Origin of the sequence: Bradyrhizobium sp. ORS 278 (assembly GCF_000026145.1) — a bacterium.
GTDB lineage: Bacteria > Pseudomonadota > Alphaproteobacteria > Rhizobiales > Xanthobacteraceae > Bradyrhizobium.
Window position 1 is genome coordinate 842,335 of record NC_009445.1, and the last position, 13,247, is coordinate 855,581.

The following is a 13,247-nucleotide window of genomic DNA, read 5'->3' on the forward strand; positions in this document are numbered from 1 at the left end:
CTCACGAAGCTAGGATATTCGCGTGATAAACGATTCGACCTATCCCACCGTGGCTACGGACGATTTCGCGCGTCGCTTCTCCCAGCGCGGCGGAAATCTGATGTGGCTGCTCGGAGCCGGCGCTTCGGCGGCTGCCGGCATTCCGACGGCGTGGGACATGATCTGGGAGTTCAAGCAGCAGCTCTACGTCAGCCAGCGCCGCGTCTCCCCAAAACAGGTCGCCGACCTTGCGAATCCGGCCGTTCGACGCGAACTGCAATCGTTTATTGACGGTATCGGCAGTCTACCCGCCCCCGGTTCGCCCGATGAATATGCGGCGCTCTTCGAATCGGTCTATCCAAGTGAGGCGGACCGCCGGACATACATTGCCTCGAAGATCAGCGGCGCAAAGCCTTCCTACGGGCACGTTGCATTGGCTACGCTGATGAAAGGTGCGCGTTGCCAACTGGTCTGGACGACCAATTTCGACCCCCTGGTCGCAGACGGCTGCGCGAAGGTGTACGGCGGGACCGGTCAGTTGACCACGGTGGCGATCGAGACTGGCAGTCTCGGGCGAGACGCTATCGATGAGGGACGTTGGCCCGTCGAGGTCAAGCTTCACGGCGACTTCCGATCACGCCGGCTCAAGAACACTGGGGACGAACTCCGCGAACAGGACGCGAAACTTAGAGCGCTGCTGATCGATAGCTGCTGCCGGTGGGGCCTGGTCGCGACCGGCTACAGCGGTCGAGACGCGTCCGTTATGGACACCCTCGAAGCGGCGCTCGAACGCGACGCCTGTTTTCCCGCCGGCCTCTTCTGGCTCCATCGCGGCGAGGACCCGCCGTTGCCGCGCGTCCAGCGGCTTCTCGCTGCGGCCGCTCGCAAGGAGATCGACAGCGGTCTCGTGCCGATCGAGAATTTCGACGAGACGTTGCGCGATCTCATGCGGCTCCTGCCGGGCCTGGACACGACGGTATTGGACGAGATCGCATCCGAGCGAAGGGTTTGGTCTCCCGCCCCGCGCCCGACCGGGAACCGGGGCTATCCAGTCGTTCGACTCAACGCGCTCGAACTGATCGAGACGCCGACCCTATGCCGCCGCGTCGTCTGCGACGCCGGCGGCGTGGCGGAGGTCAAGTCGACGATCGAAGCGTCGGGCTTGCCCGTCATCGGCACCCGTTCGAAAGCAGGCGTGCTGGCCTTCGGTGCCGACGCCGACGTCAGAGCTGTCCTCTCCGCATACGAGATCGAGAGCTTCGACCTGCATCCAATCGAAGCTCGTCGGCTGCGCTACGACAGCCACGAGCGCGGGCTCCTCCGCGAAGCGTTGACCCGAGCTCTCACGCGCGAACACCCGATGACCGCTGCCCGTCGCAGAAGTGCCGACCTGTTGGCTCCGGCCTCCGTAGACGACGAAAGATGGTTGCCGCTTAGGAAGCTGACCGGAAGTCTCGGCGGGATGGTGCCGAAGCAACCCGGACTGAGATGGCAGGAAGGCCTGGGGATCAGGCTTGATTGGGCGGACGAGCGACTTTGGCTCTTGTTTGAGCCGCGCACCGTGTTCGAAGGCCTTACGCAGGCGAACCGGGCCGCCGCCAGCGATTTCGCGCGCGAACGGAGTGTGAGACGCTACAATCCGGCGCTCAATGTCCTGCTCGAGTTCTGGTCTACGCTGTTGGCGTCCTCGCAGCGCGACCTTCCGGCGCTCGGGATCAGCGCAGGCGTGGATGCGGTCTTCAAGCTGGGGAATGTCACCGCGTTCTCGGGGAGAGCCCGCCCATGACGAGCGAGATATCACCTCACCTGTTCTTTCCCGAAGCCAGGCTCGCCTTTCACCCCGACCGTGCTTCGGACGTGCATCTCCACCCTCTGCGCGGGCTGCTGCGGTTCGGGCCTTATTCGTCCGGTCTCGTTCCCGATCCCATCCGGATCGCAACGATCGCTCCCGCGCGGCAGGGAAACCGGCTCTACGGCTTCATGAAGGAACTGGCGTCCCAGTACAGGCCGACCGAGCGCAAGGACTACCTGCCTCCCTGGCCCGGTTTCCGCAAAGTGTTCAATGTCGAGATGCGGGGGGCGGTCAAGGATTGCCATATCGAGCTGGACGACCGTCTAGAGGGCGAGATGAAGGACTCGGCCGCGCCCCATGTCCTGCTGGCGGAACGCTTGCTTCGCGCGATCCAATCACTGGAAGCCCGCCGCGACGCGTTCGACATTGTCTTCATCTATATTCCACTAAGCTGGGCGGCCGGGTTCTCGGGAGCGGAAGGCGACGACTTCGATCTTCATGACCACTTGAAGGCCGCCACTGCGGCGCGACGCATTCCGATCCAGCTCGTGCGCGAAGACCGCGCGCTTGCCTATCCGGACCGTGCGAGCGTCATGTGGCGGATCGGCCTTGCAATCTACGCGAAGGCGGGCGGCGTTCCCTGGAAACTCGCAGATTCGGACCCGGAGGCCGCCTACATCGGCCTGTCCTACGCCCTGCGTCCGACCGAATCAGACCGGCCGCGCTTTGTCACTTGCTGCAGCCAAGTGTTCGACGCGGAAGGAGCCGGTCTTGAGTTCGTTGCGTACGACGCCCACGAAATCGATGTACAACGGGACAATCCATTCATGTCCCGGACGGAGATGTTCCGCGTAATGGGACGATCGCTGGATCTGTACAGACGACGGCACTCAGGCCGCTCTCCTAGGAGAGTGACGGTACACAAGACGACGGAGTTCAAAAAGGACGAGATCGACGGCTGCATGGAAGCGCTGCATCTGTGCGAAGCGGTCGACCTCGTGCAGGTGGTGGAGGACATCGGCTGGCGGGGAGTCCGCATCGATCGCGACCAGCAAAGCGGCAGAGGCAAGCCGACCGGCTATCCGGTCGACCGCGGCACCCTGATCCCACTCGGCGACCGCGAGTGTCTGCTCTGGATGCACGGCGACGTGAAGGGTGTCGCGGATCGCTCGTATTATCAAGGCAGCCGAAGCACGCCTCGTCCGATCCGACTTGTCCGTCATGCAGGCCAAGGGCCGTGGGACGAAACCGCCCGCTCGGCTCTTGCGCTCGCGAAGATGGATTGGAATAACGACGCGCTATACGACATGCTGCCGGTGACGATGGCTTACGCCAAAACGCTCGCGCGCGTCGTCAAACGAATGGACGGACTAGGCTCCGCTCCCTACCAATTCCGCTTCTTCATGTAGCCGTTGCGAAAGCTGGTCGGCTTTCAAAATATGTACCGGAAAAGTTACGAAGCCGACGATCATCGACCTCTGCCGACAGGAAGACGCAGCCTCGCTCGCGTGTCGCAACCCGATTTTACCCGAGAACTGCTGGTAACCACCGCAATGCCCGTTCGGCAGGCTTTGCTCTACCGAGCTACACCATCACTGGGGATACGACCCTGGCCATCTGACCTGTGCCTGGGCGTTCTTCCAAGTGAGGGACGTGGTGTGGCCGTCTTCAAGCCTTAGGAATGTTGAATGCGAGCGAGGTGAGGACTAGCGACCTGTCCGGATCATTCTTGCTCCGGAAGATATATCGGCGCCGCGTTTCGCCTTCATTTCGGTCTTCTTTCATGAAGTTCGGGTGGCTCTCAACGCTCTTCCATAGCTCCCCCAGCATATAGGTGAAGTCCTTCAACCTGCTGAACATCATAAGGCAAGCTTTCGTGTCTCTCCATGTTAGATAACCGAGGAGCTGGTCGATGGCGTCGTGGCACACCTTTGTGCCGCCCCAGAACTTGCATTCCGCGATGAAGACGTTGCGATCTTCTACTCGGATCAGTATGTCGGTTTTACCCGCGCTGTTGAAGGCCTCCGCTGTCCCCTCGCCACGGTAATGGCCATTGAGCGGCACTAGGAAGTGCTGACGCAGGCTCTCTTCGTCCAGGTTCACGAAAGCATCGGGGCTGCGCTCCATTACCTTTGCCATAGACTTGATGATGGTGAGGATGTGCTGGTAATCGTCTTCGATCAGCTCGGGCTCGGAAACGAAGGCCTTCCTGTTGCTGGGTGATAGTGAGGCCGGCGCGGACTTGCGCTGGATCTGCGGTGCCTTGTGGCTGGTTGGAACGGGGAGCACGGGCTTCATATTCAGCCCGATCGAAGCTGCCATGCTCCTTGCATCGAGAAGCCTCTTCCTTCGAGCTTCGATTTCCCGGAGAGCGTTCTCTCGAAGGCTTTCGTTGTGCGGTTTGGCCTGCTCGCGTTGCCAACTGAGATAGCGCTCGATCTCAGACAACGTCTGCTCAAAATTGCTGCGAACCTGAGGGCCGTCGAGGGTTCGGCCGCTGACGGTTAGTATCAACCTTCTTCCAGGGAGCACTTGCGCGATGGGCGGCATCGATGTGGAGGTACTTGGCTGATACTGAAAGAACATGCCGTCGCCGTCGAAGGGCACTGTCAGGGAAATCTCCATCGCATGGACGCTGATGTTGCGCCCATAGTCGTTGACCTGCTGCATAACTTCGCGAGGTTCGCTAAGAATCTCCTGATCTCTCCGGAGGACAGGGATATCGACCCGATGATGCGCCTCGACGATATCGGCAAGGTCGTCGGCGGGCTTCTGAAGGATATCTTCTGGGTCCATCCCGGCCACGGAGTTAGCGGCGTCCCTACCCTTTTTGTAAACGTAGTCCATCAGGCTGTGGCTCGAAAACAGGTAGTCCGGCATAGAGCGGCCTCATCCGAATCAAGGTAGCGCGGCGGGGGAGAAGGACAGGGTAGGTGGGGCAAAAAGCGTGTTCAGCCGCTAGTTAGTCTTATCCAGCCAAACCCGCCCAAATATGCCAAAGGGGGGGGGGGCTTTTGCTTTTCCGAATTTGAAATGATGAAAATTTGCAATGCAGAAAGCCGAAAATTGCTCTTCCCGTCGGGCAAAACAGTGATTGATTCCCTCTGTCGGAAATGGGCTTTGCAGGCCCAAGCTACGGACTTCGCTGGAGAATTTAGAAATTAGGGGTTTGTAAGCGATAAACCAACTGTCCGGCCTTATCCTGAAGGCAAGTCGTGGTGCGTTGTTGCTGTTGACGGCCGGAGATAGGCCGTAGCCTCGACGGTGCGTTGCGGTTGACGGCGCCCGGTTGAACATAGGGTGCGTTGCTTGAAACGGCTGGGCCACCAAGGTCCAGGCAGGCGCTGGACATGACAGGAGGCCGAGGTGTCCGATTCGGATCTGGTCGAGATCGCCAAACGGAATGGCGACTTCAGAAAGAACTGGGGCCTGATTATCGGCTCCATTCTGTATTGGGCGTCGATCAAAGCGGCGCGTCCTCGATCCTTCTTGTGGACCGGAATCGCTTTGGCTGGGGCTGCTGGTGCTATAACTTGGCTTCAGAGCCAAGGGTGGCTCCCTGCCTTCCCATGGGGTCGAGGGTAAGCGATGAAAGTCTTCTGGGCGTGGCAGTCCGACTTGCCTGGCCGCATCGCCAGGTTTGTGATCCGTGACGCACTGGATGAAGCAATCCAGGAGCTGAAGGAGACGCCTGATGTCGATGAGCCACCGGATGAGGCGCGTCGGGCGGACCTCCACCTGGACCACGACACCAAAGACGTAACGGGGATGCCCAGCGTCGCGGATACGATTTTGGATGAGATTGCGGCGGCAACCGTCTTCGTTGGGGACGTGACACCCGTGGGAGCGGGACCAGCTATCCAGACGCCGCAAGGTGAGTAGCCTGGGCTGCCTCTGATAAATCCCAACGTTGCGATCGAACTCGGTTTCGCTCTCCATAGCTTGAGCGACAAGAACGTGATCGCCGTACTCAATCTGGCATTCGGTGGCCCAGAATGTTTGCCGTTCGACATCAAGCACAAACGTTGGCCCGTGACGTATCGGCTCGTCGAGGGCGCGACAAAAGCAGAGATCCTAGACCAGAAGAAGATCCTGAAGGATCAGTTCGTAACCGCATTGAAAGGTTTCTTGAAAGCGCCAGCGATTACTGCTCCTGCCTTTGAGCCGTATGAGCCCATCCCGGTACAGGAGCCAGGCAAGTTCTTCTTCAGCGTCGGTCGAAAGTTAGGATACTCGCGGCAGATGCAGAGCGACATGTTTATGCCGTTCCGGGAAGTCCTGTTCCTGCGTTTAATGCCAACGGAGCCGCTGCCCAGGCTTTTATCCGAGAAGACGCTCGTCAACAGTATCGGCAAGTTTGGTACATTCTGGCTGGCACGCTGTGGTGCTATGGTGATGTCGAATGAGCTGGGCGTTGCCACTTTTGAGCCAGCCGGCAACACTCAGAACTTGGACGCGATCCTGCAATACTTCCCCACGGGGGAGGTCTGGGGTATCAACGCCGATATCATGCGCCAAGGCGAGCGAGGGCAGATCCGGTGGTATCTAACCGAGACTTGCGAGAGAGCTTTCGCCGAAACGATCTTCCACGTCCTTGAGTTTATGACGAGCGTCGTGAAAGTGAAGTTCCCTGTGCGCGTTATTGCCGGCGTCACCGGGCTGAAGGACCGCACGTTGGTGATCAGCGGTCAACCAGTCGGTAGTCATGGTAGGTTCTGAACAATGAAGTGAAGCACGAGGCTACGCTGCCCGATGCTTCTCTGAAGTCTCAAGACGCCTTCCTCATCAAGCTGTTTGAGAAGATTTTTGACCAGACTGGTTCCCCACGCCCGCAGGGACTGTTCGGGTTTCCACCAAACAGGGGGTAGCGAATGGGGGATCGATGAAGCTGACCGAACGAGAAGGCGTCAATGCCGTAAGCCAGATATTCACGAAGGAGCTAGGCTGGATATTCCGCGAGCAGACCATCGTGGATTGGGGAATTGATGCCCAGGTCGAGACTGCCACCGAGGATAAGCCGACTGGCCGTCTCTTGGCGCTGCAGATCAAGAGCGGAAAATCATTCTTCCGCAAGCGTAGTGAAAACTATGTCTACTACGGAGAGGAACGGCACCTTCGATATTGGCGTGGCCACTCGTTGCCGGTAGTTATAATTCTCCATCACCCCGAAACGGGACTGACGCTTTGGCAACGTGTGGATGAAGGTCACATCCGATTTCATAGAGCGGGAAGATGGTCGATCGAGATTCCTCCCGACCACGTCTTGAACGCAGCAGCAGCGGAACGTCTGGAGAAGGGTGTATCAGACGCGTCGGCGTTCCGTAAGCTTAGGCTCACGCTGGACCTGCCGATGATCGGTGAATTCGCTGGCAGACCCGAGATCTATTTTGTGGTCGAGGAATGGGTCAACAAAAGCTTGGGCTTCAGGGACTGCAAGATCTATTTCGATTCCGAAAAAATTTATGGCGGTGAGCCTGACTACATTGTCTCGCAATGGGTTCCTACCCACAGCATGGCAGAGTACATGGCCGAGGTTTGGCCGTGGCTATGCTACGATTACGTCGATGACGAGCCGGAGCGTTCGGGCGCTGAAGAGGTCGAGGAGCACAAGGTCAACGTAGTCCTCAGTGACATCGGTAAAGCCATTCTGACCCTGGAAGACTATTACGAGCGCGGTGTCGAAGTGATTGAGCCTGAAGTGGATGTGGATGCTGATTTTCTCGATGAGGAGACGGAAGAATACTACCGGTCCTTGGTGGAGGACTCCGCAGAGCTCGATGACGAAAAATAGCGAAGTCGCACGAGCAAAAGAAAGATCCCTCAAGCGGACTCGGTCTTTAGAATGACTAAGTTGGTCTATTTTCCTCAGCCTTCGCGCTTCCGAGCCGTTGCACTAGCCTAATATCTCGCGCTATTTCGAGGTTTTGGACAAGTAACTCTGATATTCTTTGTTGCTGTTGACGCAAGTGATCCCGCAGCAAGCGATCGCGCGTGAGGTACCCCGCGTTCACGCCGGGAAGCGAATGGTTCATCAACAAATGAATGTCGAGCTCTGAAATGCCTTTGAAAGCTCCAGTCATATCCAAGCAGTTCGAAGGCGCCGGCTGGTCCGAGACCGATCACGAGCGCGGCCCAGAGAGCTGCTGATGCCCAGGCGCCCGGTCGCGCCTTGGAGTTTCGTTTCACACAGAGCCCCGCGTTTCTCAGCTCCGATCTCAACATGGATTGTTTCTCCTCCGCTTTTGCTCTTCTATGATCGCATGTCTGCGGCTGCTACGATCCTCTCCGATCGTGTTCCCAAGCGTGGAGTAGCTGGAAGGCCACCGCGTTCGCCGGTTGGAGCCGGGGACCTTCCTGCCGACGTGGCGGACCACCTGCTCAGCTCGTTTCCGTGTCGGCATACGCCAGCTGGCTGGGCGGTTGGTCATGTCGCAATGAGAACATCTAAAGAACGCGGAGTCGAGTCCTTCCAAGCGGACACGCAACGCCTATACCAACCCGAGTCCGGTCGCGTCGTTTGGGCGACGGCGGCCGCAGTCGTTTGCCGCTTCGCATCAGTCCTCGAGAGTGCTTTGTTACAGTCTGTAACAACGATGGTTGCAATATGTATGCAATCTGAAATAGATTATCGTCGCAATAGCGTCTGCAGAGCAGACAGTACCACTGTCGCGGCTCTCTCATTGAGACATTAATTTTGCTGTTGATGATTCTGGTGCCTAGCTAGAACGATACCCAACATAGAAATACCGAGGTAGCCGACGATGGCCAAGTCGGAATATATCATTCTACGCCGTATTCCATTGGGAGAGATCAGCTCGCGATCGAACGAGTTGGTTGACGCGCATGCTATCAGCAATAAGGCGCAGTCTGCTCGGCCACCATCTCGCCTGACGGTCGCCGAACTTGATGAGCGCGATGCCGGCGACCTGCGGCGCGATCCCGAAGTTTTGTTGGCACCGGCGGTGCCGCTCTCACTCATCCGTCCTTTGATCGCCAGCGAAGACTCTGATGAGAAGACATTAGATGCGGCCCGTGCTGCCGGAATATCCTGGGGTGTGCACGAGGTCGCGCCGACTGCGGCGTTGGATGATGGTGCGGCGACGACCGTGGCGATTTTGGATACGGGCATCGACGCAAGCCATGCGGCGTTCAAGGGCGTCGATTTGCGCAGGGAAAACTTTTCGAATTCATCGAACGACGGCGACGCGAATGGTCACGGCACGCATTGCGCTGGGACTATCTTCGGTCGTGATGTTGACGGTGTCCGGATTGGCATTGCTCGCGGTGTCCGCAAGGCGCTGATCGGAAAGGTTCTGAACGATGAGGGGCGAGGCGATACCGCGATCTTTGCGCGGGCGACGCAATGGGCGCTCGACAATGGCGCGCGGGTGATCTCGATGTCGCTTGGTTTCGACTTCAACGCTCTCTTTGAGGATCTCAAGGCCAAGGGCAATCCGCGCGCACAAGCATTTTCGATGGCGCTGTCGCATTACCGGGATACGGTACGGTTGTTCGATAGTATAATCCAGACGCTCAACGCCAGCGGTATCGTGTTGCGGACTGGTGCAGTCGTGGTGGCCGCGGCCGGGAATGAGAGCCAACGACGCGAGACGCCGCCGTGTATTGTTGATGTCAGCCTGCCGGCAGCGGCTGAGGGTGTGGTCTCGGTTGGGGCGGTCGAAAAGAGCACGAATGGATTTGAGGTCGCATCATTCTCCAATGCTAACGCGAAGCTGTGGGCGCCGGGGGTTGGTATCGTATCCGCAAGAGTCGGAGGAGGGCTTGCCGTTTCGCAAGGTACCAGCATGGCGGCGCCGCATGTGTCAGGCGCAGCGGTGTTGTGGTCCGAATGGCTAGCGAGGCGCAATCCGAGGTCCGGTCCGGCTGAGCTGAAGGCGAGGCTGACCGCAAGCGCGCGAGTGACGGGGTTCTCACCGACAGTCGCAGACGCCGAGCGGGGATCCGGGCTGATCCAGGCGCCGCCAGGCCCATAGGTGCAACCACTGTGATGAGGCCGCGGGCTTGGAGAGTGCTGACTTAGGCACCTTCCCACGAGCAATGCACGCTGCCGTGCCAAGAGCGGAGGATTGCTGATAGCTTGGCAGAGGTCGGGATTTGTCCAGCGAGGCTCGATCGGCGAGTAGTCATGCATCGATGCTGGTTGGTTCAAGCGCAAATCTGGCGCTCGTTAAAGCTGAGAGTGTTGATTGTTCAGCCGATGGCTGTCATGATTGTTACGCCACCTGCTCCGATCATGCAGGCCGTGAATGCGGTGCAGTTGTCCGGCCGCATCAAAGGAAGGCACGTGGGGAGCTTTATTGTTTGCGGAGTTGTTCGATGCATCAGGCGACATCGCGAGATCATCAGTATCTCTGATATAGAGCATTGATACGGCGCATGGCTTCCATACCGCGCGGAGCGGTCGCCGACTTTTGTCCACACCGTCTGAATTGAGCGGTAGTGAAAGGCGAGTTTGCGGAGAAGACGAGCTTTAGAAGCCGGGCGATGGACAGGACGTATGAGGGGCGCGCGCTTGCCATGGCGAGACGATCGTCCGATTGATTTTACCGGCTGAGCCAGCAACGATCGCGCGTTTCGACGGAGGCGCTTGCTGTTCAAGATGTCGTTCTTCGAGACGTATTTAGAGTTGTAAAGCTATTTCATAATGAGGACGCGGCATGGGCGTCGATGTTGATCTGTTCAATATCTGGAAGCAGCGGCTTCCGGCGTTTCTCGTGCATATCCAAAGAGAGACCAGTAACGGCTCGGGCGTTCAGGTCGACGCGCTCCATGTCATCACCTGCGCCCACGTGTTCGGCGAGGAAGGCGAGAACTTCTACGCATCGCGAGGGCCGCTGGCTAACGTCATTCAACGTCGCGCCGTCGTCCGGTCTGGAAGCTTCGAAGCCGGCGGCATCGTGGTCGCGCAGCACAGCTCGCTGGATCTCGCTCTGATGCGCCTCGACCGGGCCCGGTTCGGCATCGTATCGCCGCCTTTGTTCGAGGAGAGCTATCTCGGCGTGGCGCGTGTCGTCGGCGTGCAGCGTGGCGGAGAGCGGCTCGAAGCCCTGCAGCAACCGATCGAGCTCCGGACGGACGGCGCCTGGTGCGGCGATACGCCCACCGAGGTCAAATATGACTATGGAGCACGGGAGGGGGCCAGCGGCGGGGGAGTCTTCGCGATCCGGGCCGGCCGGCTGGTGCTCGTCGGAATTGCGCACCTTGGAGGTGAGCTGTCGCGCATGGGCGGCATCATCCCGTCGAAGGCGGTGCTCGGCTTCCTGAAGAGCGAGCTCGATTTCAAGAATCCAGCGTGGCCCGCCGGCGAGTATGAAGCGCGGCTGACGGCGGAAGGCATCGTCCCAACTCTCGAGTTGGAGGCGAAGGATTACCCGCTCAAGCTTGAATTCGCCGCGATCGCGCCGAAGGTCGATCGTAGCTGCGAGTCGATCTCCTTCGTGTGTCGGCGTGCCCTTGCTGCCAGCGAGATGAGGCTGCAAACGCCGGCACGGATGCTACCGGGTCATCGCCGCCTTGCGGCATGGGCGGGCAGGATCGAGCAGGCGGACACTGCAATCCAAGTGTTAGGCGGTGCGTTGGGCGTGAAGCTCCGGCTGCCGACGCCGGAAGAGTTGGCGTTTGCTTGGGGAGCATCAATGCCGGCAGCCAAGGCGCCGCAAGGGCGGCCGCTGACGTTGGCCGACTTCAAGCCCAATGAACTCAGGATGCAGGTGCCTCCAGCAGGGATCTACGAGTGGGCACGCGACCGCAACGGCAATGGCTGTGCGATCGAGGCTGCGGCCGACATCGCGGGAATGCAGATCATTCCAGACGCCGAGGTCGATGCCATCGAGCCCTGCTTTCGGCCGGCCTTCGACGCGGAGGGGCTATGACCGAGATCCCGCAAAGCGGCGGTCCCGAGGTGCCGTCGGGTGCGCCCGCGACGACGGGCGACGCCGTTGCCGCGCCGACGTCTGCGCCCACACGCGGCGGCGCCAGCCCCGATCACTCCGCGCCGGACAAGCCAGAGGTCAAATCGCCGACCGGTTCTGCGCCGCCGGCCGGGACGCCGGCCTCCGGCGGACGGGCGGGTGACGGCCCGCCTCCGGGCATGGAGCCGACGTCCGGCGAATTGAAGGCCGACAAGGTCGCCGAGGGCGGCAGGGCTTCGCTTGATGCGGACCAGCCGGTCAACCGTGAACCGTTGATCTATCGCGCCGCTCAATTGACGGCCGATCGCCAGCGCCGCCCGCGACCAAACGAGCGGCTCGATCGTTTCGACTTTCTAAGAGCGAGGCTCGAGGAGATCATTGCCAGGGACGAAGACGAGCCGGTCACGATCCTGGGCGTGCGGTCCGACCGCGGCCTGCCGGCCGAGTTGTTGCCTTCCCAGTTGCCGGGTCGCCTTTTCATCCGGAGCGACCAGGGCGGATGGCCTGCGCTCAAGCGCAGCAGCTTTTCGCATATCCTGTCCGCCTTCATCGACGCCGCGCGTGATCAGATGGGCGAAGCCGTATTTCTCGACTGGATGCCATATTCGGAGAAGGCCGGCGATTTGGCGCGTCTGATAGACCGGGCCTACGACGACAAGATGGATGAATTCGAGGCGCGGCTGAAGGAGAAGCGGTTTCACTTCTTGCTCGTGCTGGCGATCGACCGGCGCATCGATACCACCACCCTGCTCGAGCTCAATCCACGCATCCGCCTGCTGCCGTGGACTGATTTGTGGCTGTCGGAATTCTGCCGCGAGCAGTCACTTTCATTCAATACGCTCGCAGCCAGGATCAGCGACCCACTGCGCCGCGCTGGAAAATGGGACGGCAGCGACGACGACAACCGCGAGATGGTGCTGAGCTTCGAGCTGCAGCAGCTGGTCCGCGACAGCAATTGCAGCGAACAGACGGCCGCGCTCGCAGCCATTACTAAGGTGATGGAGCAGGCCGAAGGCGAGATCTCTGACGCGAGCTTTCGAAGCGCCCGCAAGGAGCTCGCGCGGTCTCTCGGCAACTCGGAATCCGGCGGATCGATCGATCCGGTCATGCAGGTGATGCTGGTCGTCGCGGCCTTCGCCGGGGGCGCGCGGGTCGATGAATACTATGCCCTCTGTCGCGCCCTGCTGCCGGGCGGTCCCGCGGAGATGTTGCGGCTTCCGCCTGCCGTGCAGGAGGCAGTCATTCGCGATTCCGCGGATGCCGAGCGCATGAACCGCGAGCGGGCACCGCTGCCGGGATGGGCTGTCGTCTTCGATGCCGAGCGTGACAGCGCGCTGTCGAGATTGCAGATCCGTGTCGTCGACGGACAGTCGATCCAGATCGGTGGCAAATGGAAGATCATCGATCTCAAGCGTGAAATCACCCGGGAGCATCCGGGACTGGTTCACAGCCTGCTTCAGCGCATGCGCGACCGGCGTCTGCTGCTCATCCTGTCGGAGGCGCAATCCCTGCTCCTGGTCCGTGTCGCCTGCGCCATTCGCGAT

The 13,247-nt window shown here is 59.9% G+C and carries 8 protein-coding genes; 7 read left to right on the plus strand and 1 reads right to left on the minus strand.

The window, feature by feature from the left end; genetic code table 11:
- The first annotated feature begins 22 nt into the window (after positions 1-22).
- Together BRADO_RS03750 and BRADO_RS03755 are read left to right on the plus strand one after the other, a co-directional pair.
- Positions 23-1,765, plus strand: coding sequence for an SIR2 family protein (locus BRADO_RS03750; RefSeq protein ID WP_011923975.1), 1,743 nt, complete (start codon positions 23-25; stop codon positions 1,763-1,765).
- A complete protein-coding gene (locus BRADO_RS03755) occupies positions 1,762-3,180 on the plus strand; it encodes a hypothetical protein (protein WP_011923976.1) in 1,419 nt (472 codons plus the stop codon). The genes BRADO_RS03750 and BRADO_RS03755 overlap by 4 nt, the downstream gene beginning before the upstream one ends.
- Positions 3,181-3,439: 259 nt before the next feature.
- Here BRADO_RS03755 and BRADO_RS03760 read toward each other — a convergent pair whose 3' ends face one another.
- Entirely contained in the window at positions 3,440-4,651 is a 1,212-nt protein-coding gene (locus BRADO_RS03760) for a hypothetical protein (protein ID WP_011923977.1), read from the minus strand.
- Positions 4,652-5,359: 708 nt separating this feature from the next.
- On the opposite strand from BRADO_RS03760, the gene BRADO_RS33225 reads away from it, so the two are divergent.
- From BRADO_RS33225 to BRADO_RS03780, 5 genes are all read left to right on the plus strand, one after another.
- A complete protein-coding gene (locus BRADO_RS33225; protein WP_050780947.1) occupies positions 5,360-5,653 on the plus strand; it encodes a hypothetical protein in 294 nt (97 codons plus the stop codon).
- Between the two features lie 60 nt (positions 5,654-5,713).
- Positions 5,714-6,490 carry a hypothetical protein gene (locus BRADO_RS33230; protein WP_011923980.1) on the plus strand — a complete coding sequence of 259 codons (777 nt, stop codon included), beginning with the start codon at positions 5,714-5,716 and terminating at the stop codon, positions 6,488-6,490.
- A 163-nt stretch (positions 6,491-6,653) separates the two neighbouring features.
- Entirely contained in the window at positions 6,654-7,562 is a 909-nt protein-coding gene (locus tag BRADO_RS03770) for a DUF4365 domain-containing protein (protein WP_011923981.1), read from the plus strand.
- Between the two features lie 970 nt (positions 7,563-8,532).
- Positions 8,533-9,765: a S8 family serine peptidase gene (locus BRADO_RS03775; RefSeq protein WP_011923982.1), complete on the plus strand. Its 1,233-nt coding sequence runs from the start codon at positions 8,533-8,535 to the stop codon at positions 9,763-9,765.
- A 684-nt stretch (positions 9,766-10,449) separates the two neighbouring features.
- A complete protein-coding gene (locus BRADO_RS03780; RefSeq protein WP_011923983.1) occupies positions 10,450-11,664 on the plus strand; it encodes a serine protease in 1,215 nt (404 codons plus the stop codon).
- Positions 11,665-13,247 lie beyond the last annotated feature (1,583 nt).

Coding starts and splice junctions, on each gene's coding strand:
- BRADO_RS03755 (WP_011923976.1), top strand. CDS start 1,762: ATGACGAGCGAGATATCACCTCACCTGTTCTTTCCCGAAGCCAGGCTC.
- BRADO_RS03760 (WP_011923977.1), bottom strand. CDS start 4,651: ATGCCGGACTACCTGTTTTCGAGCCACAGCCTGATGGACTACGTTTAC.
- BRADO_RS33225 (WP_050780947.1), top strand. CDS start 5,360: ATGAAAGTCTTCTGGGCGTGGCAGTCCGACTTGCCTGGCCGCATCGCC.
- BRADO_RS03770 (WP_011923981.1), top strand. CDS start 6,654: ATGAAGCTGACCGAACGAGAAGGCGTCAATGCCGTAAGCCAGATATTC.
- BRADO_RS03775 (WP_011923982.1), top strand. CDS start 8,533: ATGGCCAAGTCGGAATATATCATTCTACGCCGTATTCCATTGGGAGAG.
- BRADO_RS03780 (WP_011923983.1), top strand. CDS start 10,450: ATGGGCGTCGATGTTGATCTGTTCAATATCTGGAAGCAGCGGCTTCCG.